Source organism: Sporosarcina koreensis, from assembly GCF_001531445.1.
GTDB classification, from domain to species: Bacteria; Bacillota; Bacilli; order Bacillales_A; family Planococcaceae; genus Sporosarcina; species Sporosarcina koreensis_C.
On the sequence record NZ_LQYA01000083.1, the window covers coordinates 1 to 23502 of the forward strand.

Annotated in this window: 25 protein-coding genes; 18 read left to right on the forward strand and 7 right to left on the reverse strand. The window is 48.1% G+C overall.

Annotated elements, in window-relative coordinates:
* The 10 genes from AWV70_RS10955 to AWV70_RS11000 form a co-directional block, all read left to right on the forward strand.
* Positions 1-1863 (forward strand): cation:proton antiporter (locus AWV70_RS10955; protein ID WP_153009959.1); only part of this gene is annotated, 1863 nt, incomplete at its 5' end.
* A 167-nt stretch (positions 1864-2030) separates the two neighbouring features.
* On the forward strand, positions 2031-2594 hold the full coding sequence (locus AWV70_RS10960) for an NADPH-dependent FMN reductase (protein WP_060206996.1): 564 nt from the start codon (positions 2031-2033) through the stop codon (positions 2592-2594).
* Positions 2595-2928: 334 nt separating this feature from the next.
* Positions 2929-5097: a DNA topoisomerase III gene (locus AWV70_RS10965; RefSeq protein WP_060206998.1), complete on the forward strand. Its 2169-nt coding sequence runs from the start codon at positions 2929-2931 to the stop codon at positions 5095-5097.
* A gap of 136 nt (positions 5098-5233) precedes the next feature.
* A complete protein-coding gene (locus AWV70_RS10970; protein ID WP_060207000.1) occupies positions 5234-5833 on the forward strand; it encodes a hypothetical protein in 600 nt (199 codons plus the stop codon).
* A 58-nt stretch (positions 5834-5891) separates the two neighbouring features.
* The gene (locus AWV70_RS10975; protein ID WP_060207002.1) at positions 5892-6320 is read left to right on the forward strand and encodes a GNAT family N-acetyltransferase; all 429 of its coding nucleotides are present in this window, start codon (positions 5892-5894) and stop codon (positions 6318-6320) included.
* Between the two features lie 40 nt (positions 6321-6360).
* Positions 6361-6852, forward strand: a complete 492-nt coding sequence (gene ybaK, locus AWV70_RS10980; protein ID WP_060207004.1) for a Cys-tRNA(Pro) deacylase — start codon at positions 6361-6363, stop codon at positions 6850-6852.
* A gap of 90 nt (positions 6853-6942) precedes the next feature.
* The gene (locus AWV70_RS10985; RefSeq protein ID WP_060207006.1) at positions 6943-7581 is read left to right on the forward strand and encodes a YczE/YyaS/YitT family protein; all 639 of its coding nucleotides are present in this window, start codon (positions 6943-6945) and stop codon (positions 7579-7581) included.
* 59 nt (positions 7582-7640) lie between these two features.
* A complete protein-coding gene (locus tag AWV70_RS10990; RefSeq protein ID WP_153009960.1) occupies positions 7641-8747 on the forward strand; it encodes a hypothetical protein in 1107 nt (368 codons plus the stop codon).
* Positions 8748-8819: 72 nt separating this feature from the next.
* Entirely contained in the window at positions 8820-10010 is a 1191-nt protein-coding gene (locus AWV70_RS10995) for a glycine C-acetyltransferase (protein WP_060207010.1), read from the forward strand.
* Positions 10011-10168: 158 nt separating this feature from the next.
* A complete protein-coding gene (locus AWV70_RS11000) occupies positions 10169-10471 on the forward strand; it encodes a DUF6958 family protein (RefSeq protein ID WP_060207012.1) in 303 nt (100 codons plus the stop codon).
* Between the two features lie 46 nt (positions 10472-10517).
* On the opposite strand, the gene AWV70_RS11005 is transcribed toward AWV70_RS11000, so the two are convergent.
* A complete protein-coding gene (locus tag AWV70_RS11005; RefSeq protein ID WP_060207014.1) occupies positions 10518-11174 on the reverse strand; it encodes a hypothetical protein in 657 nt (218 codons plus the stop codon).
* A 189-nt stretch (positions 11175-11363) separates the two neighbouring features.
* On the opposite strand from AWV70_RS11005, the gene AWV70_RS11010 reads away from it, so the two are divergent.
* Entirely contained in the window at positions 11364-12308 is a 945-nt protein-coding gene (locus AWV70_RS11010; protein ID WP_060207016.1) for an L-threonine 3-dehydrogenase, read from the forward strand.
* 172 nt (positions 12309-12480) lie between these two features.
* Here AWV70_RS11010 and AWV70_RS11015 read toward each other — a convergent pair whose 3' ends face one another.
* The 4 genes from AWV70_RS11015 to thiD form a co-directional block, all read right to left on the reverse strand.
* Positions 12481-13833 (reverse strand): YjiH family protein, encoded by a 1353-nt coding sequence (locus AWV70_RS11015; RefSeq protein WP_060207019.1) that lies wholly within the window; start codon positions 13831-13833, stop codon positions 12481-12483.
* 175 nt (positions 13834-14008) lie between these two features.
* Positions 14009-14689, reverse strand: coding sequence for a bacillithiol biosynthesis deacetylase BshB2 (gene bshB2 / locus AWV70_RS11020; protein ID WP_235588630.1), 681 nt, complete (start codon positions 14687-14689; stop codon positions 14009-14011).
* Between the two features lie 31 nt (positions 14690-14720).
* Positions 14721-15071: a YojF family protein gene (locus AWV70_RS11025; RefSeq protein WP_060207022.1), complete on the reverse strand. Its 351-nt coding sequence runs from the start codon at positions 15069-15071 to the stop codon at positions 14721-14723.
* A 377-nt stretch (positions 15072-15448) separates the two neighbouring features.
* The gene (gene thiD / locus AWV70_RS11030; protein WP_060207024.1) at positions 15449-16282 is read right to left on the reverse strand and encodes a bifunctional hydroxymethylpyrimidine kinase/phosphomethylpyrimidine kinase; all 834 of its coding nucleotides are present in this window, start codon (positions 16280-16282) and stop codon (positions 15449-15451) included.
* A 299-nt stretch (positions 16283-16581) separates the two neighbouring features.
* Here thiD and AWV70_RS11035 point away from each other — a divergent pair, with 299 nt between their 5' ends.
* The 5 genes from AWV70_RS11035 (at position 16582) to AWV70_RS11060 (ending at position 20342) form a co-directional block, all read left to right on the forward strand.
* A complete protein-coding gene (locus AWV70_RS11035; RefSeq protein ID WP_235588629.1) occupies positions 16582-17355 on the forward strand; it encodes a DUF4230 domain-containing protein in 774 nt (257 codons plus the stop codon).
* Positions 17356-17360: 5 nt separating this feature from the next.
* Positions 17361-18047 carry a uracil-DNA glycosylase gene (locus AWV70_RS11040; RefSeq protein ID WP_060207027.1) on the forward strand — a complete coding sequence of 229 codons (687 nt, stop codon included), beginning with the start codon at positions 17361-17363 and terminating at the stop codon, positions 18045-18047.
* A 189-nt stretch (positions 18048-18236) separates the two neighbouring features.
* Positions 18237-18500, forward strand: coding sequence for a YwdI family protein (locus AWV70_RS11050; RefSeq protein WP_060207030.1), 264 nt, complete (start codon positions 18237-18239; stop codon positions 18498-18500).
* A 101-nt stretch (positions 18501-18601) separates the two neighbouring features.
* Positions 18602-18982, forward strand: coding sequence for a DUF423 domain-containing protein (locus AWV70_RS11055; RefSeq protein WP_060207032.1), 381 nt, complete (start codon positions 18602-18604; stop codon positions 18980-18982).
* Between the two features lie 310 nt (positions 18983-19292).
* A complete protein-coding gene (locus AWV70_RS11060) occupies positions 19293-20342 on the forward strand; it encodes a hypothetical protein (protein WP_060207035.1) in 1050 nt (349 codons plus the stop codon).
* A gap of 106 nt (positions 20343-20448) precedes the next feature.
* Here the strand turns inward: AWV70_RS11060 and AWV70_RS11065 are convergent, their stop codons facing one another.
* Positions 20449-20796 (reverse strand): spore coat protein GerQ, encoded by a 348-nt coding sequence (locus tag AWV70_RS11065; RefSeq protein ID WP_082713571.1) that lies wholly within the window; start codon positions 20794-20796, stop codon positions 20449-20451.
* Positions 20797-20960: 164 nt separating this feature from the next.
* Here AWV70_RS11065 and AWV70_RS11070 point away from each other — a divergent pair, with 164 nt between their 5' ends.
* Positions 20961-21812, forward strand: a complete 852-nt coding sequence (locus tag AWV70_RS11070; RefSeq protein ID WP_060207036.1) for an aminopeptidase — start codon at positions 20961-20963, stop codon at positions 21810-21812.
* A gap of 269 nt (positions 21813-22081) precedes the next feature.
* Here AWV70_RS11070 and hemQ read toward each other — a convergent pair whose 3' ends face one another.
* On the reverse strand, positions 22082-22831 hold the full coding sequence (gene hemQ / locus AWV70_RS11075; protein WP_060207038.1) for a hydrogen peroxide-dependent heme synthase: 750 nt from the start codon (positions 22829-22831) through the stop codon (positions 22082-22084).
* A 191-nt stretch (positions 22832-23022) separates the two neighbouring features.
* Between hemQ and AWV70_RS11080 the strand changes: the two genes are divergently transcribed.
* Positions 23023-23502, forward strand: a 480-nt coding sequence (locus AWV70_RS11080) for a lipoate--protein ligase family protein (RefSeq protein WP_414714830.1), incomplete at its 3' end; no start/stop codon positions are given.

The window sequence follows — 23502 nt, forward strand, 5'->3', positions numbered from 1 at the left end:
TGGAAATATCGAATGCCTGCAATTGTTGTCATGTCAGTGGCGGGGTTGCTCGTTGGGCCGGTATTCGGATTGATCAACCCGCAGGAAAGTATGGGGGATTTGTTCGGACCGATTATCACGTTTGCGGTTGCCATCATCCTTTTTGAAGGAAGCTTGAATCTGGACGTCAGGGAAATCAAAGGATTCAGCAAGCCTGTCGGTCGGATTGTTACGATTGGGGCATTTATCGCCTGGATTGCAGGCTCATTGGCTGCGCATTATTTGGCGGGCCTTTCGTGGGAAGTCGCTTTCATCATCGGGGGGCTGTTCATCGTAACTGGCCCGACAGTGATTTTGCCTTTATTGAGACAGGCGAAGTTGAAGCCGCGGCCAGCAGCAATCTTGAAGTGGGAAGGAATTGTTGTCGATCCTTTTGGGGCGTTGCTCGCTGTCTTTGCGTTTGAATTTATTAAATTCATCAATGCAGAAGTGACATTGAAGGCGCTTTTGCTATTCTTCGCGGCTTCTGCGTTCGCTGTCCTTCTTGGATGGTTTGCGGCATTGTTCATAGGGAACGCTTTCGAGCGGGGAAGCATCCCTGAGTTTTTGAAGGCGCCGATCCTTTTCGTCGTCGTTCTGTTCACCTTTGTATTTGCGGATGAAGTCATGCATGAGACGGGATTGCTTGCCGTCACCGCGATGGGCATGAAGATGGCGAATATGCGACTGACGACATTACAGGATGTGCGTCATTTCAAGGAAAATATTTCTGTTCTCCTTATTTCGGGCATTTTCGTCATGCTTACCGCTTCGCTTGATCCAAAAATATTAATTGAGATTTTCAACCCAGCAATTATGTTGTATGTGGCGGCGATGCTTTTTGTCGTCCGGCCGTTGTCGATCTGGATTTCGACAATCGGGACGGATTTAAATGTTCGTGAGAAGTTGCTGATCGGTTGGATTGCGCCGAGAGGAATCGTGGCGCTGACCGTGTCGGGTTACTTTGCGGGCATATTGCTGGAAAATGGATATGAAGATGCGGAGCTGCTCACTGCCTTGACGTTTGCGCTCGTACTTTCAACAGTGGTCCTCCACGGATTCTCCATCGGGTTCATTGCCAAGAAACTGAATTTGACGACGACGGACGAATCGGGCGTCGCCATCATAGGCGGAACGCGCTTTACGGCTGAACTTGCACAATCGATCAAGGACACGGGCAATGAGGTCTTGCTGATCGATCAGTCATGGGCGGCGCTTGCAGATGCGAGAAGGCGCGGACTCGACAGCTATATCGGGGATATTTTGTCGGAGCAGGTTGAATATCATATCGATTTGACGCCGTACCGGTATATGCTGGCGATGACGAAGATGGATTTGTACAATGCACATATTTGTGCAGACTTTGAGCCAGATCTAGGGCGGGAACATTTATTCCAAACGGCCTTCCACGTCGGAAAAGATGTCGAAGCTTTTACGGTTGTAGGCGGGCAGACGTTATTTTCCCCGTCCATTTCAATCTACAGTCTGGAAGAGCGGATGCATGCCGGGCACGTTATCCGGAAGACGCTCATCACGAAGCAATATAGCTATACGCAATATTTGCGCGAACGGGATGATAAATCGATTTTGCTATATATTCTTCGGGCTGACGGCTCGATAGAATTCTTCACACCAAATATTGAACTCCAGGCGAGTGCAGGGGATGCAATTGTGGCGTTGACGTCTCAGGCGAAAACGATTGAACGGGTGAAGGAACGGTTGGAAGAGGAAAATGGCGACACGGAAATTCCGTATGAAAAACTGGAAGAGATGTTCACTGAGGATTCCTCTTTAAGCAAGCGCGACATTCCCGGGGAAGCTCCGCGGTCGAACGGGGGACTCTAAATCATCCCAGCCGGTCGGGTCATAAGTCAGCTCTGCTGCACGGCAAAGAGCGCCGGTCGCAGCTAATCGCCATCCTCCGCTTTTGTTATAGAGTCAATTTAAGGCAATCGTACCAATCGTTATGGTACGATTGTCTTTGTGAAAACAGCTTTAAGGAGGATGGACCAGTGAAAGTTTTGTTTGTGGACGGGACCATTATCGGCAACAAAACGGGCGCGGTGCTAGATACGGTCGAAGAATATGTAAGAGATGCAAGTAGCGACTTCCAAATTGAACGGATGAATATGGCGGATTATAATCACCAATTCGTTGATGGGCGTCCGTCAGAACAATATAACGAGGACATGCAGGAGATGGTCCGGAAGTTTGAAGAGGCGGATGCGTATATCATTTCGACGCCGATTTTCCAAGGTTCCATTCCGGGTGTGCTGAAAAATGCATTCGATATGCTGCATCCGCATGCAATGCGCTACAAACCGGTATCAATCGTCGCGAATGGCGGCACATATCAGCATCATCTCGTTCCTGAAAATCAGCTGAAGCCGATTTTAGATTACTTCCGCTGTCTCGTAACGCCGAATTTCGTATATACGCATTCAGGCCATTTCGATCAAGATAACCGCATCATCGATGAAGATGTGCATAACCGGCTGCGTGAATTGGCGAGAGTGTTTGCAAAGTATGCGGAAATGAGTCGAAATCTTTCGAAGGATATATTAGACGTGAACTGAACGTCATTAAGGGCTGTCCAGAATGTCGGAAATCGACGTCTGTGACAGCTTTTTTAGTGAGATAGCGGCCCGCGTCCAAAGTGCGCTCATAAGTGCTCCCCCTGCGCTCGTAAAATCAATTCCGCGCTCATAAGTTCTCCCCCCGCGCTCGTAAAACCGGTTCTGCGCTCATAAGTTCTCCCCCCCCGCGCTCAAAAAATCGATTCTGCGCTCATAACCGCCGCTCCCGCGTTCATAATTGTCGCCTACACGTCCAAAGCAAACCAATTTCGCCCTACATGCAACAAAAGACGTTCTCCCTTATAATAAAAGTAAGTAGAAAGGGGATTTACTCATGTCCAAATCAGTAGTATTAGCCGAAAAGCCATCTGTAGCGCGGGATATCGCGCGGGTGCTCGGTTGTAATAAAAAAGGAAATGGCTTTTTAGAAGGCCAAAAATATATCGTCACATGGGCGCTAGGCCATCTTGTTACGCATGCAGATCCTGAAGGGTATGGCAATGAATATAAGGAATGGAAGCTGGAATATTTGCCGATCATCCCGGAACCATTCAAATTGACACCGATCCGGCAGACATCGAAGCAGTTCAATGCTGTGAAGGCGCAATTGCGTCGGAATGATGTAAGTGAAGTCATCATCGCGACAGATGCAGGGCGGGAAGGGGAGCTTGTTGCCCGATGGATTTTGGAGATGGCGAAGAACCGTAAACCTGTGAAACGTCTTTGGATATCATCCGTTACCGATAAAGCGATAAAAGATGGATTCAATAATTTGAAAGACGGCCGTCAATACGAGAATTTATATGAAGCGGCTGTCGCACGTGCAGAAGCGGACTGGGTCGTCGGCATCAATGCGACGCGTGCATTGACAGTGAAATACAATGCACAATTATCGACAGGGCGTGTCCAGACGCCGACGCTCGCCATGATTGCAGAGCGGGAAAAGCAAATACGAGAATTTAAGCCGAAGTCGTATTACGGATTGCAGGCATTGACGGAAACAGCAAGGTTCACATGGTCAGATAAAGCGGGGCAGACGCAGTCGTTCAACAAAGAAACCATTGAAAAACTGTTGACGCGTCTTGACGGGATTCATTCCGGAAAGGTGAAGGATGTAAAAACGACTCCGAAGCAACAGCCGGCTCCACCTTTGTTCGACTTGACTGAGTTGCAGAAAGAAGCACATAGACGCTGGAGCTGGTCAGCGAAAGAGACATTGTCGACGCTTCAAAATCTTTACGAACGGCATAAAGCGGTGACATATCCAAGGACTGATTCAAAGCATTTGACATCGGATATGGCTGGTACATTGAAAGAACGCATCAAAGCGGTCGATATCGGGCCATACCGAAAATCAGTCAATGTATTATTGCGCTCGAATTCAATCAAACCGCAGAAAGGTGTCATTGACGATAAGCGCGTATCCGATCACCATGCGATCATCCCGACGGAGGAGACGCCAGTCTATCAAAACTTGTCCGATAAGGAACAACGTTTATATGATTTGATCGTCAAGCGCTTCCTGGCCGTCTTCTTCGGCCCGTTCCGTTATGAGCAAGTGACGGCAGAGCTTGCTGTTGAAGGAGAAATCTTCAAGGCGAAAGGAAGAACGGTCACAGACGAAGGGTGGAAGGCGGTTTATTCCACAGATGAGGAAGAGGAGGATACGGACCGTTTGCCTGCTTTCACGAAAGACGCTGAAGTGAAAATCCGTGCGATCGTCATGACGGAAGGGCAGACCAAACCGCCAGCACGCTTCAATGAAGGGACATTGCTTGCAGCGATGGAAAATCCTGCGCAGTTCATGGCGGGGGAATCCAAGGATCTGATCAAGACGCTTGGCGATACAGGAGGCCTCGGTACGGTGGCGACACGCGCCGATATCATCGAAAAACTATTCAGCTCATTCGTCATCGAGAAGAAAGGGAATGATATCTTCACGACTTCGAAAGGCAGACAGTTGCTTGAGCTGGTGCCGGAAGATTTGAAATCACCTGCTCTGACGGCTGAATGGGAGCAAAGCTTAACAAAAATCGCCAATGGGAAAATGAAGAAAACGGCTTTCATGAAAGACATGATTGATTTCTCGAAAAAGACGGTCAGTGAAATCAAAACCGATGACAAAAAATTCAAGCATGACAATGTGACAGGGAAGATGTGCCCTGATTGCGGCAAGCCGTTGCTTGAAGTGAATGGCAAACGCGGCAAGATGCTCGTGTGCCAGGATAGGGAATGTGGGCATCGCCGCAATGTCTCCCAGTTGACGAATGCGAGATGTCCGAACTGTAAGAAGAAGCTTGAGCTGCGCGGAGAAGGGGACGGAAGAATTTTCGTCTGTAAATGTGGCCACCGCGAAAAGCTTTCAGCTTTTGAAAAACGGCGCGCCAAGTCCGGTGGTAAGAAGGCGGATAAACGGGATGTACAGAAGTATATGAGGAAGCAAGAGGAAGAGCCTGTGAACACAGCATTGGCGGATGCCTTGAAAAAAATGTTCGAAAAATGATGTCCTAGGTAAAAATTAGTAGTCGGAAATACCTTTCGAATAATCAGATTTTGAATCTTTCGCAGGATGTTTCCATGTATGGAAAATGGCTATAATACTCATAACTGGAAACGAATACGTATTGGGGGTGAGTGACATGAATGCCATCATGACGTTCGCATCCGCTGCCGACCAAATGCAGCGGTATGACGCAGTGCGACGAAGGAATGCAGAACAAGCCTATCATCGCCAGGCGGATTATAACGGCCGGAACCAGAAGATGCTCGATGACTTGGAAGCATTGCTGACAGGGAAGAAGGAGCCGGACGCTGGACAAGAAAGCCGGGAATTCAAAAAGCTGGATGCCGGGCAAGTGAAACAGATCGCGCTTCCTCTTGGGAAGACGTTGGAGGAGACGATCGATGCGTGGCGTGATGTGCGCAGGGAAGCAATTTCAGCCCCGGAGCCGACGACCGCTGATCATCAGCTCGCGGCAACTGCTTCCGCTAAAATTATGGAAACGGAAGCAAGGCTCGCCCTTCAAAAGCGTGAGCAATCCCAAATGGAAGCCGAATCGAGCCGGGCTAAGGTGGAAGCGTTCAAAGTGGTATCCATGGACCTCCCGACCGATCTTGAACGGGAAATGCTATTGGAACAAAAACGCTTTGCGAAGGCGATTTCCGCCTACTCGATCCAAGTGGAAGCGAAGCGGAATGGGTTTATTGCCGAATGGCCGAGTTATAATAAAATTGCTTGACTAGGAAGGGTCGCCATTTAATGGCGGCCCTTTTGACCATTGGAAAGGAATGCTCAATATGAAAATAAGAGTAGCATGCTCGAGTGACATTCCTCAAATGGCCAATTTGATGGGCCAGTTAGGATATCCAACTTCGGTTGAACAGATGAGAAAACGTTTTGAAAAGATAAGTGCAGAACCCTCCTATCATACTCTAGTAATTGAAGTTGAAGGAAGAGTTGTAGGCATGTCTGGTTTATGTACGGGAATCTTTTATGAGTCGGATGGTATATACGTTCGTATTGTTGCCTTTGTGGTGGACGATACTTATCGTAATCAAGGACTAGGAAAGATTTTATTGGCGGAATCTGAAAAGTGGGCAAGGAGCAATGGTGCAGATGGTATCGTGTTGAATAGCGGGAATCGAGCCGAACGTATGGCGGCGCACGCTTTCTATAAGGCGCTGGGATATCGGGAAAAGAGCACTGGTTTTGCAAAGCAACTTTAATGTAAGTAAGGAGTAATCTTCGGGAAGTGGGTGTGAGTAAATGGCGAAGCAAAAGAAATCAGCGAAAACGAACGCGGTGCGATTGTTGGAAAATGAACAAGTGCCGTATGAGTTAATGGAATATGATATCAATGATGGCCAATTGGATGGCGTGTCGGTTGCTGCGAAGACAGGGCAAGCGACGGAATCGGTCTACAAAACACTTGTGACGATTGCAGGTCCGCGCGAGCTGTTCGTCTTCATCGTCCCGGTTGCGGAAGAGCTTGATTTGAAGAAAGCCGCAAAGGCGGCGGGCGTGAAGAAACTCGATATGCTTCCGTTGAAGGATCTGACGAAAGAGACGGGATATGTCCGCGGCGGCTGTTCGGCAATCGGCATGAAGAAGAAATATCCGACCGTAATTGACGCTTCCGCTGAGCAGCTGGAGCAAATTATTGTCAGTGCAGGAAAGCCGGGATTGCAGATGAAATTGTCCCCGATGGACCTTGCCCGTGTCGCCGAAGCATCTTTCAGCGACATCATCAAAAGCTAAACACGTATATCAACCTTCAGATCACGTGCTACAATGGTAAAACAGAGATCTAGCTATCCATGATGGAATAGCGGGGAAAGAAGAATGTGAATGAGAAAGATATTTGTTTGGAGATGGATTTTCTTCCTTGTTGGCGTGATGGTTTTGTCGCTCGGAATTGCAATGACAATTAAAGGACAGCGCCTCGGCGTGGGACCGTGGGATGTTCTGCACATCGGACTGACGAAAAACTTCGGGCTGACGATCGGGACATGGAGCATCATTCTTGGTGTCGTCATCATCGTCGTGACCTCTGCCGTGTTGAAGCAATGGCCGAAGCTCGGGACGTGGCTGAACATGATTCTGCTAGGCCTATTCATCGACTTGTTCAACTGGATGTTGCCGGAATTCGATACAATGACGGGGCAAGTGATCATATTCACGCTAGGTGTAGCCGTCATGTCTTACGGAATCGGCATATACGTCGCTCCGAATGTCGGTGCGGGACCGCGCGACAGCCTAATGCTCATCCTCGTCGACAAGCTCGGAATTAGCGTGAAAAAGGTACGGACGATGATCGAAGTCATTGTCGCTGTAGCAGGCTGGCTGCTAGGCGGCCCGGTCGGCATCGGCACAGTCATCATCGCTCTCCTCATCGGCCAAATCGTCCACTACGCATTACCGCAATGCCGCAAGCTACTATTGAAAATCGTCGGTGAAGAAGACGAGCAGATTTTGTTTGGTAAATAAAGTTTGGAGCACAGGCAGACAAGCCGTGCTTTTTTTTATTTGCTGGGCATATGGTAGAAATGCAAGTAGTCAATTGGGAAAGGATGGTCATCATATACGGGACAATAACGGAATACATGGGGACAGCCTATACAGGGCGAGGGGTCGCGCATAAATACGATACATTGATTGCCACCGCCGAAAAAACGGTATTTTTGAAAGCGCCGCCGACAAATGCATTATCCAATGTATTGAACGACGCGGCAGCTCATTTCATCAAAAGGGGCTATGACGTGGACCGCTTCAACAATCCCGTCGAGCCTGACAATACGGACGCCATCTTTGTAAAAGACATAAATTTATTCATTCTTCAAGCATCCCACCCCGTGCCGCTTGAGCCGACCGAAATTGGAGGTCGCCACCACGTCATCAGCTTCTATGACGCATACGATGAGGAAAAACTGCAAAGCCGTGCGACCGAATTGGCCAGCATTGCAGAGGAATCGAACACGATGCTTACGAAAATGATGCAAGCCATGTCTGACGCATTGCGGATCCATGACGATTGGGAGCAGGTGAATATCGTCAGGATGATGTGGTCAGAACATGAGCAGATGATCGTCTCGCTGAAAGAGGAGCTTTTCGGCACGATGAAGCTTCATAAGAAATCGACAGTGTCTCACCGGATTGCCGGCTCTTTATCACCAGGCGGATCCCGCGATTTCATTCCATCAATCACGGGCTGGACGAAAAGAAGGATTCTCATGAAAGGGTTATCCGGAACGGGGAAATCGACAATGTTGAAAGAGCTTGGCAAAGAGGCGGAGCGTCGGGGGATTGACGTGCTGTACGGCTGGTGCGCTCTTGATCCGAATAGCGTCGACATCGTATTGTTGCCGGAGTTGTCTGTATGCCTGTTCGACGCGACGCAACCGCATGAATATGATCCTGAAAGTCCGTTGGATGAAATTCTCGATCTTGTTTCGCTATGTACGGAAGACGCGGAAGCAGAAGAGAAAATCCTCGAAATCAGTGGGCGGTACAAGGAGAAAATTATGGACGCGACAGGCTATATGCATGCATATGCACACAGTGAAAACAGGCTGCGCGAAGTTGTCGATCAGGCGATTAGTAGGAAGTCCTTCGAGGAGAAGACAAAGCAACTTTCAAAATGGATTGACGTATAAGACGGTTCCTTCTGCGTGTTTTGCCCGCTTATGCTAAAATGGGGGCATCAACTGTTTGAAAGGAAGATCATTTTGTCAAAAGTTCTCGATGCGTTTTTACAGGAAAATTTACAGGAACTGCGCGACCAAGGCCTCTACAATGTAATCGATCCGGTGGAAGGTCCGAATGGTCCAGTCATTAAAATCAACGGAAAAGATTTGATCAATCTATCCTCGAACAACTATTTAGGGCTGGCGACAGACGAAGATTTGAAAAAGCTTGCAATCGCGGCGACGGAAAAATACGGCGTTGGGGCGGGTGCTGTCCGGACAATCAATGGAACGCTCGATATCCATATTGAGCTTGAGAAAAAGCTTGCGGAATTCAAAGGGACGGAAGCGGCGATTTCTTACCAATCCGGTTTCAACTGTAATATGGCGGCGATTTCTGCAGTCATGAATAAACAGGACGCGATTTTATCGGATGAATTGAACCACGCTTCCATCATCGATGGCTGCCGTCTCTCCGGTGCGAAGATCATCCGCGTCAAGCACCAGGATATGGACGATTTGCGCGCGAAAGCGAAAGAAGCGAAGGAGTCCGGGCAATACGGCAAGCTCATGTATATTACGGATGGCGTCTTTTCGATGGACGGCAATATCGCGAAGCTTCCTGAAATCGTGGAGATCGCGAAAGAATTCGATCTCATCACATACGTCGACGATGCGCATGGCTCCGGCGTAACAGGAAAAGGGAAAGGGACTGTGAAGCATTTCGGACTCGAAAAAGAGATCGACTTCCAAATCGGTACATTGTCGAAAGCGATCGGCGTCGTAGGCGGCTATGTTGCCGGGACGCAGGCTTTGATCGACTGGCTGAAAGTCCGTTCCCGTCCGTTTTTATTCTCCACGGCATTGCCTGCAGGCGATGTTGCTGCCATTATGGGTGCGCTCGATAAAATCTCGGGATCGACGGAGCTGCATGACAAACTATGGGAGAATGGCAACTACTTGAAGGAAGGCTTGAAGCGATTGGGCTTCGACATCGGTGTTTCTGAAACGCCGATCACGCCATGCATCATCGGCGAAGAGAAGCTGACGCAACAATTCTCGAAACGGTTGATCGAAGAAGGCGTCTATGCGAAATCGATCGTCTTCCCGACCGTTCCGAAGGGCAAAGGCCGCGTACGTAATATGCCGACCGCTTCCCACACGAAGGAAATGCTTGACGAAGCGCTCGCGATTTATGAAAAAGTAGGAAAAGAACTCGGTGTGATTTCCTAATAGATGAAAGAATAACTGTCGTATCGGCGCAAAGCTGATACGGCAGTTTTTTGTGAGAGCATGAGAACTTTTCCTCGTTTTTTATCAAAAATGAGGATTACTTCTAGTCAAAAAGGGTAATAGATAGAGAGTAATACACGTTGGAAAAGGTGGGACATATGCGATACAACGAAAGCGTACAACTTTTGCAATCGAACGGCAGAGCCGGAGCGACGATTGTAAAGTTTAGATATGAGAAAATCAAAAAAGTGATGCTCATGATCATTCGTGAAGCGGGCATCATTTCATTCGAAGAACTGTCGAACAGGACCTTGAGAAAATTGACGCAATTTGATGGAAACAACAACTGGTATATGGAAGCGATCGTGACGGATCTTGAAGCCAGAGGCCAGTTGGAATGCCCAATGCTCAATGGTCAATTATTCGTAAAATCCGCAGGCTTTGCGTATTCATCCAAATAAAAAGCCCATCCACGAAAAGATGGGCTTTCTTTGCGTTTTCCGGTTTTCACGCCTCCTCGGTCGAAAAAACTCCCTCCGCCATTCTATTCAACATATGATGCACGACATAGCGCTGCATGCCGACTGCCTGTCGAGTTGCTAGTGCTGTTTCTTTTTGGAATAAATCCTTCTGTCCCTGCTTCAAGGCGATGATCGCTTTAAGCGAATGCACCATCCATGGGGTTCTCACCTTCGATAAAGCTTCGGATGACTTCTCCTTATTATTGCTCATTGTATAACCGATTCCTGCATAATAATCACGGTAAAAAGTTGTATGCATCGACTTCGATGAATCTATCAAACGTCTCCAATCCTTTTGGAACACTAGCAGATTGGCATTATACACATCTTGCACTTCCGCTTGAGGGTAGGACTTCACTATTTTATTCAGCGAATCAATAATCTCCTTATCTGTCCCGTGGGCGAGGGCATACGCATAACTGAAGATCGGCTTATTCCGGTGATTGGCCAAATAGCGATCAATCAGCTTCAAACTTCTTGTTCTGTAGATGATATAGAAGGGATAGCCCATCGTTAAAATAAAAGTGAACACCATAACGATTGTGAATACGAGCCATGTTTGCAAGCCTGATAAAAATAGGGCAACCGCCAACAAAGCGCTGAAAATGATAACTAAAATAAAATTGGCATATTTACTGAACATTGTGCACCTCGACGTTTTTCTATAGTATACCAGAAAAATAAAGGGAAAAGATGATAAGAGAGGAATAGCTGTTGTGTTTTGCAGGCACACATAATATAATCTTTTTATATTGATGTAAAAAGGTTTATTTAATTTTTGAAAAACAATGTCCTTTCCATAAATACATTTGATCTTTAGGAGGAGTCAGGATTGAAAAAAATCATGGTGACTGGTGCACTTGGCCAGATCGGTTCGGAATTGATTGGCAAGCTGCAAAAAGAATATGGCGAAGAGAATGTGTTGTCGACGGATATCCGTCAGCCACTCGAACCGGTCGCAGGGCCGTTCGAAATCCTTGATGTAACAGATGGCAAGAAAATGTACGAAGTGGCGAAGGATTTCGGCGCAGACACCATTATGCATATGGCGGCGCTTCTATCCGCTACAGCTGAAGCGAAGCCACTTTTTGCTTGGAACCTCAACATGGGGGGACTTATGAATGCGCTCGAAATTGCACGGGAGCTTAATATGCACTTTTTCACACCTAGTTCAATCGGGGCGTTCGGACCTTCGACTCCGAAGATGAACACCCCCCAAGACACATTGCAACGGCCGACAACGATGTATGGCGTCAATAAAGTCTCAGGCGAGCTATTATGCGACTATTATTTTCACCGATTCGGCGTTGACACGCGTGGTGTCCGCTTTCCGGGATTGATTTCCTATGTGGCACAGCCGGGAGGAGGAACGACCGATTATGCGGTGGATATTTATTATAAGGCGATTACGGAAGGGAAGTATGAGTCTTTCATCGGGGAAGGAACATATATGGACATGATGTATATGCCTGACGCCTTGCAAGCGATCGTCGACCTGATGGAAGCGGATCCTGCGAAGTTGTTGCACCGCAATGCATTCAACGTGACGGCGATGAGCTTTGAGCCGGGAGAAATCGCGGCATCGATCCGAAAGCATATGCCTAACTTTGAAATGACATATAACGTCGATCCGGTCCGCCAAGCGATTGCTGATAGCTGGCCGAATAGCATCGATCCATCGGCAGCAGTAGCGGAATGGGGATTCCGTGCGACATACGACTTGGATGCGATGACAGCGGATATGTTGGAGAAGTTGAAAAAGAAATTGAATGCATAATATGAAAAAGCCGCTGATCCGGTAATGGATCAGCGGCTTTTACGTCATTGTCTAGCTTCAACGACCAGGCCTTCGGGTCATAAGTCAACCCAGCTTAAGTGGCAAAAAGCGCCACTACGCCGGATTGTCTTATGCCTGTTAGGCCTAAGCGGTCGTTTCCGCTTTTCGTTAATTAAAACAACAGATGTGCAACGCCAGCAACGATTGGTAGTGCGATAAGCGTACGCAATAGAAAAATGATGATCAAATCCAAGATGTTGATAGGGATTTTTGTTCCGAGGATCAAACCGCCGACCTCGGACATGTAAATAAGCTGAACGACTGAAATCGTCGCAATCGTGAACAACGTCATTGGCGAAGTGATGGAACCGTCAGCCAGAATTACCGGCAGGAACATGTCCGCAAAACCGACGACCATCGTCTGTGCGGCTGCCGCGGCTTCCGGAATACCCAACACGGAAAGGATCGGCTCGAACGGCTTCCCTAAAAACGTGAAGACGCCTGTATATTCGGCCAAAATGAGCGCTACTGTACCGAAAGCCATGACGACCGGCGCGACGCCGATCCACATATCGAGTACATTGCGCATCCCGTCCGTGAAGATTTTGCCGATGGAACGGTTCTTTGAAGCGGTATTCAGCGCATTTTCGAGTCCGTGATTGAACACATTATAGCCTTCAGGCAGTTTCTCATCCTCGCCTGTGAATTTCCGGCCATCTATATACTCACTTTTCTTGCCTCTCAGCGGATAAATGCGCGGCATGATGAGCGCCAATATGACGCCTGTCAGCAGCACTGTTCCGTAAAACGGAAGGAAGTAGTTCGACATGCCGACCGTATCGATAATGACAAGTGAGAACGTAATGGAAACGACTGAAAACGTCGTCGCGATGATCGCCGCTTCCCGTTGCGTATAATGCCCATCCTCATACTGCTTGCTCGTCAATAGCACACCGATCGTACCGTCGCCAATCCATGAAGCAAGCGCATCGATGGAAGAACGTCCTGGAAGTTTGAATAATGGTCGCATCACCTTCACCATCATCGTTCCGAAAAACTCCAACAAACCAAAGTTCAATAATAATGGCAATAAAAGACCTGCGAATAAGAAAATCGTGAATAAGAATGAAACAAGGCCATCCGGTGCTAGCAGCAAGCCACCTGTGTTTTCGTTCCAGATTGCTTCCGGTCCGATTTTGAACGTGACCATGATAGCGAAAACAGCTCCGAGTATGCGGGTGACGACCCAGAATGGCGTCACTTTGAACAAGCCTTCCATGAGAGAAGGTTTGGAACTTGAACGCGGGATGAAAGCATATAGCAGCGACCCGATCGCCGCGATAACAATAATGATCGTTGCAGTTATCGGCATGGCAGGTTCGAGCCAGCCGGACAGGATATCCGCAAATTTTGCAATCGGAACCTTCCATTCTTCCCCGAATTTAAGAGGGATCATGAAAAGGATGACACCGAGTATGGATGGTATTAGAAAGTAGAGCCATGTGGATAAATGGTGTTTTTTCAACTCTTTCTTGCTCCTTTATGAATAAAGTATCAGTATTCTTGTATAATCATACATATTATCGATTTTTCATCCAGTTGTAAATACATTGGAATGAAATCACTCTTTTCAGTCTTTTAATCAGGTTATGAAAAAGCCCCGTTTGCAATTGCCAACGGGGCGCAGCTGCTTTTTTACGTCATTCGAAATCTTTATCCCACTTGTATGTGAAAAATTTCTCTTCGTGCAGCCATTTCAATGCTTCAGGGTCTTTCTCGGCCAATCTTTTTTCCATATCCCTCATCATCCAGACGGTTTGGGATGCGTGGGCATTCAAGGTATTGAGCTTTTTTTGCGCCGCCCCTTCGACGTTGTGGAAAATGTCGGGTGCGCCGATCGTTTCCGCTGTGTTATTTGCGAAGGCGATCGTGTATAATGTCGGGCGCTCAGATTCCTTCATCCTTCTGACGGCACGGACGACGGCACGTCCTGTTGCATCGTGGTCAGGGTGGACGGAGAGACCCGGATAGAACGTAATGATGAGTGACGGATTCGTTTCTTCAATCAAATCAGTGATGAGCTTGATCATCTTTTCGTCATCCTCGAATTCGATCGTCTTGTCGCGCAATCCCATCATCCGAAGATCCGTCAGTCCCATGGCCGCCGCTGCATTCTGCAGTTCCTGCTTGCGGATTTGCGGCAACGTTTCACGGTTTGCAAACGGGGGATTTCCGAGATTCCGGCCCATTTCGCCTAACGTCAGACAGGCGTACGTGACGGGTACCCCCATCTCGATATATGTGGAAATCGTACCCGATACGCCGAAAGCTTCGTCATCCGGGTGCGGAAAAACGACGAGCACGTGGCGTTCTTCTTTAATCATTAAAAAGCCTCCTTCACAATCAAATTGCTTAATATGTAAACGGTGTTTCGCTTATTTCGAGCGCGACTGCAAGTTTACCATCGGGATCGAGCCCCGCCATGAGCAACCTGTTATGCTCGTCGACGGTGTAATGGGTGATCCCTTGCGCATAAATCCAACCTGAAGGAAGCTTCAGGCCGATACGGTGCGGCGATTCGCCCGCCACCTTGCCAAGCTCATATTTGACGACGACATTCCGGATGAATGCCCCGGCGTTGAAAAATCCTTCCTTGAAATGGGCGGCATACGCGCCATTCGTCGTTTCAAGATGGATGTAAACATCTTTATTCGCATAGGAATTCAGCAATTCCTGCAACTGGTCCGGTTTCACGATCTCCATGAATAAATCCTCCTTCTTACAAACTGTGGATATAATAAGTATATAGAAAAGTGTAAATGAATGCGATTGAGGTGCTTGAACAAAAGCGGAGGCGGCCTGCCTAGATGCGACAGGCATAAGGCAGACATGCGAAACGGCGCTTTTTGCCGCGGGGCTGACTTATGATCCTTACAGCGCCCGGAGTCTGGAGAAACAACAGCGGATAGGGTAGGTCAAAGGTCACAAAATGACCATAAATCATGGGAAATAATCGATAAGTCAGCTGAAATGATCGATATAAGTCGGGAAATAATCGATAACTACCGGGAAATGACCGATAAATTTTCGCCCACATAAAAAAGGCCAGAAGAGACGGCTCTCTTCTGACCTTCAAGAAATCAAATCTCTGTCGCTGTAATATCAGGTGCGCCTACACGGTTTTTCGCGCCGTGCATGACAGGGCCTACATATTCATTCAACTTCCAGCCGTTTGCAATTGCCGCGGAAACGAATTTTTTCGCTTCGATGACGGATTCTTTCACGTCGAGGCCGTTTGCAAGATTCGCTGTGATTGCTGCGGCGAATGTGCAACCTGCACCGTGGTTATAGTGCGTAGCCGTTTTTTCCGCTTCAAGCAACGTGAATGTCTTGCCGTCGTAAAACAGGTCAGCCGCTTTGTCATGCTGAAGCTGTTTTCCGCCTTTGATGACGACGTTTCGTGCGCCAAGCGAATGGATTTTTTCGGCTACCGATTTCATCTGCTCGATCGTCGAAGGTGTCTTCATACTCGCCAATTGGCCTGCTTCGAACAGGTTTGGCGTGACAATCTCCGCTTTCGGAAGCAAGTAGGCCACCATCGCGTCGACAGTGCCCGGATTGAGAACTTCGTCTTCGCCTTTACAAACCATGACAGGGTCGATGACGACGTGGTCGAGTCCAGACTCCGCAATCGCCTCGCCCGCGGTTTGGATAACTTCCTCCGTGCTGAGCATACCTGTTTTAATCGCGTCGATGCCTGTCGAAAGGGCTGTTTTCAGCTGCGCTTTCAACACATCGATTGGCAGAGAATAGACGCCGTGGCTCCAATTGTTATCGGGGTCCATTGTCACAACGACCGTCAAAGCTGTCATACCGTATGTTCCGTGCTCTTGAAATGTTTTCAGGTCTGCTTGGATTCCCGCGCCGCCTGATGTATCTGATCCTGCAATGGTCAATGTCTTTTTCATAGTCATAGATGGATTTCTCCTTCGCGTTGGATTGCATTCATTTTCAATAGTAAGCAAATTGAAGAAAAAATACAATTATTGCAATCGCGTGGTGGTTTATGCGTGAATTGCGGCGTTTATGCGCATTCTTGCCGATTTTTGCGTGAATAGCCGATTTTATGCGCAATTCGGCGAAAATATGCGTATATCCGGATTTTGGAATGAAAGGCAGAATGCCACATGCTTATCTGTTGTCCACTACGAAACTTTCGGCTAGTCTAAACGTACAACTATATGTAAAAATGTGCGATTACAAGTGTCGAAGGATGGTGAAAAAGGGTATGGAAGATAAAAAGAAATTGCGTGAAATTGAAAAACTGCTAAAAGAATTGAAGGCTTCAGATTCTGAGAGTGCTGTCACAGTGGAAGAAGCGCTCGGCAGGAAAAGGAAATCCTGGCGCCCGCGCATGCCATTCAGATTCCTTTCGATGTGGAAACGATCGGCTCTCTTACTGGCCGTGCTCCTCTTGCTCGTCATTATTTCCCTTCCGTTCATCGCCTTCCAATTTTTAAAACTAGGGAGCACCTTCACGGAACAAAAAGGTGTGTTCCTTGAACAAATACAGGAACTGAACGAAATGGCAACCGCGGAAGCGTATACGAAGGTCATTATTGAACGCCAGGACAACCAGCTATTCGGACAAAGCATCGGTTTGAATGTACCGGGGACGAAGCGGCAGCTGCTCGTCGTCATTCCAGGATCAGTGAAAGCGGGCGTCGATTTGTCCGAGCTCACTGAAAAAGATGTCGTCATAGATGAAAAGAATAAGACGGCAAAGCTCACATTGCCTGCAGCGAATTTCCTTGGTGGAGCTGAAATTTATTTCGACCAAGTCGAGGTCTATTCGTATGAAGGTGTCTTCCGTCAGAAAGCGGATATTGAAGAGGCATACGAGCTTGCTGCTGAAGCGAAAAATCTCATCGTTCAGGAAGCGACTGGCCAAGGCGTTTTGAAGACGGCGCAATTCAATGCAGAAAATACGTTGAAAGAAATGTTTTCGTTCGCGGGGTATGACGTGACGATTGAATTCAGGGAGTGAGATTCTTGCAGAAAAGAAGGTTCGGCAATGATTGGGATGAAGTGCTTGCGGAGCAATTCCAGAAACCGTACTACTTGCAGCTTCGCGATTTCCTCAAAAAAGAATACGAAAGCCACACGGTGTATCCGCTCATGGAGGATATGTGGACAGCCTTCAAGCTGACTCCGTTCGAAGATGTGAAAGTCGTTGTGCTCGGACAGGATCCGTATCATGGACCTGGACAAGCGCATGGCCTCAGCTTTTCGGTGAAGCCTGGCGTCAAGATTCCGCCGAGCTTGCGAAATATGTTCAAGGAGTTGCAGTCCGATATCGGGTGCGCTATTCCTGAAACCGGAACATTGACGGGCTGGGCGGAGCAGGGCGTTCTCATGTTGAATACCGTCCTCACGGTAAGGGAAGGGGCAGCGCATTCCCACCGCAAGCAAGGATGGGAGCAGTTCACCGACGAAGTGATCCGACGCTTGTCCGAACGCGATGAGCCGGTTGTCTTCATCCTGTGGGGGCGGCCTGCGCAGGAGAAGAAGAAGCTGATTGATCTGCATAAAAATGCTGTCATCGAAGCGGTCCATCCGAGCCCGCTGAGCGCTAGCCGCGGATTTTTCGGCAGCCAGCCCTATTCCAAGGCAAATGGAATTTTGACAGGTTGGAATGAAACGACGATTGACTGGTGCCGGACGGACGGCGGGCTGTAAGAGAAGAGGTGTCTTCATGGCTGTAAATTGTTTTCGATGTCAATACTTTTTTGTAACATGGGATCCGAAAAGCCCGCGTGGCTGCAAGGCATATGGTTTTAAAACACGTGAACTGCCCTCGACCGTTGTGCAGCGATCATCGGGCATGGAATGTATGAAATTCGAACCGAAGAAAGGGGATGCAGGAAGATGATTTCAACCGAACGGATTATTGAGGAAATGCAACGGCAGTTGAATTACGCGAAAACCGCTGATGACGACCAAGCCATCCGGGAGGCGCTGACAGCGATCAGGGCGCTCTGCCAAGTCGTTCTCGTCAGCAAGGACAAGAAGGAAGAACCGATCATTACGCCAAGAACGATGGCGATTTCCCATCAACCGCGGGTGTCATCGTTGGACAGCAGGCCGCTCGAGGAAGAGGATGCAAACGGCGGCTCGATCTTCGACTTCTGATTTGTTGGAAAGATGTCTTTCTTCAAGTGTGAAACTTGCTGAAAAATTGTTTATCATTAAAGGGGAAGCATTAATCTCTTAATCGGAAAGTAGGAAATCACATGCCATTTTTCATTATCGCAGGCGCTGTCAACGCGGCACTTGCCGTTGCCCTCGGTGCATTCGGCGCGCATGCGTTGAAAGAGCGCTTATCCGAACGGTACCTCGCCATATGGGAAACCGCCGTCCAATACCAAATGTTCCACGCGATCGGACTCATCGCGGTCGGCATCCTCATGAGCACATCGCTCTTGGGCCAATCGACCACTTTGACATGGGCGGGCTACTTGCTGCTTGCCGGGATCATCATCTTCTCCGGCAGCCTCTATATTTTGAGCTTATCCGGCATCGGAATTCTAGGCGCCATCACCCCAATCGGCGGCGTCGCATTCATCGTGGGCTGGATACTGCTTATCATCGCAGCGGTCAAGTTCGGAAAATAACATGGAAACGGTTTGAAGAGCACCAGTTCTTCAGACCGTTTTTTTTTTTGAATCGCGTCATAGGGGAGGAAGGGAGGAGGGTTGTCCCGCGCTCAATGCGAGTAGCCACTCGTCCAAAGAGGTGCATCTCGCGTCTAAAGCGAGCTCCTGCGCGACCAAAGCAAGCTCCCGCGCGTCCAAAGCGATGCGACCCGCGTCCAAAGCAAGCCATCGCACGCTCAAACTCATAAAAATCTCCATAAATCTGTCGAAACTACCTTGTAATCGTATTCGCACTCTTTAGTAAACTAGAAGAAAAGGGGGAGATTCCATGGTATTGACCCGACTACGTTCAAAACAAAGCTTATTTGCTGCATTGTTGCTTCTCGTTCTTGTTAGTAATTATTTTGCGTACCGGTTGCCTGCGATTCCGATGCCGGACGATTCCCGGGCAGTTGTGATCGGTTCGCTGTTGGATTTGGCGATAGTTGCGCCGCTTTTAATTTTGGCGATGACACGCAAGAAAGGCTTCACCCTGAAACGGTTCATCACATTTATGGTGATCGGGCTTGTTGTAGCGAGATTCATTATTCCAAGCGAATATTTTGAGCCTTTCAAATTCATCCCTTATGCTGCAATTGGACTTGAAGGATTGATTGTACTCGCGGAAATCGGGCTTCTTTTCCTGCTTGTGAAACATTTGCCCAGCATTCTAAGGGAGCTGAAACAGGAAAGCAATAGCGGTTTATTCGCGTTTCCTACTCATGTCAAGGAAAGGGTATCCTCCCATCCGCTCATTTCCATAGTCGCTGCAGAAACGCTCATGTTCTACTATGCCTTCGCTTCTTGGAAACGGAAACCGCCCACAGGGGAAGCGTTCTTTTCGTTGCATCAAAAGACAAGTTTGCTCGCCTTCAACATCATGCTCATCCACGCCATCGTCATTGAAACGATCGGCATCCATTGGTGGCTCCATGAGAAATCCATGATTTTATCTATTGTCCTGCTCGTCTTGAATGTCTATTCGGTCATTTATTTTATTGCGGATATTCAAACAGTGCGGCTCAATCCATTGACAATGAAGGAAAATCGGATGCAAGTTTCTCTTGGACTCGGGAAACGCATGGAAATTCCTTTTGACGCGATTAACAAAATCGACTGGTTTGAAGAAGCGGCGCAATGCAATTTGAAGTCGAAAGGGCTTGTCGAGTTCATTGCCCGGGATTTGGAGGAGGCGAAGCCGAATTGCGTCCTTCATTTTAAGGAGCCGCTGAAGGCGACCTTGTTTATGGGAATGGAAAAGACATACGAGATGGCCGCAATCCGTCTGGACGAACCGGAGCGTTTCCGGGAAGTGCTTGAAAAGAAGTTAGGATCATAAAAAAGTCTTCCCTTGCCGAAAGAGGCAGGGGAAGACTTTTTTAGGGGGCCGACTAGACTCCGGGCGACAGAGGCTCGAGGTCTAGACAGGCGCCCTCCGCTTTTGGTTATGGTTGTTGATTAAAATAATTCAGTTCTTCGTCAAACTCCGCATAGTCGAAATAAATCATCGGCATCAAATAGCGTTTGCCGGCAGCTGTGCTTAAGATGACGTGATCGCGTCCGGCCGCTTCCACGATACCGCGGATTGCCAGCGTGTTTTTTCCAGCTTCGACGGCATGTTCGAAAGAGAAATGGAAAACGCCCGGCTTGCCCCGGTTGAGGCGGAGGATATTTTCGATATACGACTCCTCCCGGAATGGGGGCCGTCCTCCTCCTGCTGGAATCTGTGGCGGCGTTGTAGGCATTTGCATTTGCTGCTGTTGAAAACCTGGATACCAATAATATTGAACCATGTTTTTCATCCTTTCTGTTCTCAATTACTTACACTTACGGGCAATCCTGTTCGGTAGGGGAAAAGAAGCAATGCGCTTTGTATCTTCCCTCGGTTCCACCATATGCTTTTAGGCTTTTATTGATGACTGAAAAATATGTATACTAGTGGAGAGGGGGAGAGTACATGCATATTGAAAATAATATTCCGATGTTCTTGAAGTTCTGGGAATCAATCGAACAGCCGACGCTTGCCGATTTGGAAACATACTTAGATGGCAACGAAAAGATCTATGAAAAGTATTTTCCAAACCATTGTCCGAGGACAGAAGAGCGCCTGTCAGCGGCACTCCAGAAATACGAAGGCAAGATTGCCGACATCCGTTCCATCTCTGACGGGTTGCCAGGCATTATTGAGGAATTGGATAAGGAGTATGAGCAGATATTTGGTTTGGGGTTGGACCTATCCTACCAACTGATGGTCGGGACGTTTGGCTCGAATGCATTCGTGACGCGGGACAATCGGCGCGAAATCTATTTTGCGGTTGAAAAGCTATCCTCGGAGCGCGACCATTTGAAAGTGATTACTGCACATGAAATCGGTCATGTCACGCATTTTGCGCTTGCCACGCGTGATGGGATGGATTGGTCAACCGTCGATTGGGAGCATGGCTTGACGACGTTATTCACGGAAGGCGCCGCCACGTATTTGTCGAAGCGGATTGTTCCGGGCCTTCAAAAGCCGGTCTATTTTACATATGATGACGATGGCGAGCCGTGGGTGAAGTGTTATGAGGAAAATAAAGTCGAGTTGAAACGGCGATTTTTGGAAGACGCAATTGGGGATTGGGACATGGTGAAGGAAAAGGAATGGTTCCGTCTATCGGGCGGCAGCTATTTCGGTTATAACCGCCTCGGCTATATACTTGGCACAGATTATGTTGAACAACTCGTCGAGCGGATTGGCGAAGATGCCGCGCTGACATTTTGGAATGGGAATGATTTGAAGGCGGATATTATGGAATGGTTACGAAAATGAAAGTTGGAGCCGTCTAGGATGGCTCTTTTTTATATTCATGATAGCGGGTTATGCGGATTTCTGACGATTTATGAGTGGAAATCGGATTTTATGCGTAATTTTAGCGATTTATGCGTGAATGCACACTTTTATGCGCGAATATAGCGATTTATGCGTGGGAAAATGGATATATGCGTGATTACACCAATTTATGCGTGAGTAATCGACGTAAGTAAGCGATATGAGGTGGATACGCACAAAAAAGAGCCCCTATGTAGAGGCTCTTTCCATCAAATTGTGAAAAATGACTTCTTCTTCTCTTCATCGAGTAATGTGCCGATGAAGAACGAGCCGAACACGCCGTAACGCGCGCTCACTTCATCGAAGCGCATCTCATAGACCAATTTTTTGAACTGGAGAACATCATCTGAGAATAATGTGACGCCCCATTCGAAATCATCGAAACCGACAGAGCCGGAAATGATCTGCTTCACTTTGCCAGCGTAACCGCGGCCGATCATGCCGTGGCTGCGCATCAATTCCTTGCGCTTGTCCATGCTGAGCATGTACCAGTTGTCTTCGCCATCGCGCTTCTTGTCCATCGGATAGAAGCAGATGTATTGGTTGCGCGGTAGTTCCGGATACAGGCGTCCACGCACATACGGATTTTGATACGGATCTTCATCCGACTCGCCCGCAAGATAATTGGACAACTCCACAACCGATACATATGAATAAGCCGGGATCGTATAATCCGCGATCGTCAGTTTATTGAATTCCGCTTCGAGCTCCTGCAATTCGTCAATTGTCGGACGCAATGTCATAAGCATGAAATCCGCTTTTTGCCCGACGACCGTGTAAAACGCATGGGCCCCCGTCTTTGCGTCATCCGCCTGTTGAAGTTTATCTAAATAAGCCATGAACTCCTCGATTGCCGCCTGGCGCTCCTCTTTTGAGATTAACTTCCAGGACGCCCAATCCATCGAGCGCAAATCATGTAGCACATACCATCCATCGAGTGTAATTGCTGCTTCATTCATATGAATTCAAACTCCTTTTTTCGTGGATTTACTTCTATCCATAGTGTAGCATAACGAGCGCGAAAACACGGTTCCCAAGCATAGAAGTCATACAATCGACAAGAATGTAGGACTGTTCCATCCGGTGGAACTAGTGTATGCTTATAGCGGAAAAAATACCGAACGCAAAAAGATCATCAGGAGAATTAGAAATGTCCAATTTACAACTCCCAAAATGGCGTTTCATCGACGAATCGATGACCGCAAAAAATAGATCTGCATTGGAATCCTTCGCGATGGATGACACGCTCTGCCATCTTGTCGGCCAGAAAATGTCCGTGCCGACCGTCCGTACTTGGGTGCATGATGAAACAGTTGTCCTCGGCATTCAGGACCATCGACTGCCGCATATTGAAGAAGCATTGCCGCTCATCCAAGAAGCTGGCTATAAAACGATCGTCCGGAATTCGGGGGGGCTCGCAGTCGTGCTGGATGAAGGTGTGCTCAACATTTCCATCGTCCTTTCTGAGCAGGAAGGATCCATCGACATTCCGGAAGGGTACGAAGCGATGGTGGAATTTGTCCGCATGCTGTTTCCGGAAGTCGCAGAGCATATCGAAGCGTATGAAATTGTCGGTTCCTATTGCCCAGGCACATACGACTTGAGCATCGGCGGGAGGAAGTTCGCGGGG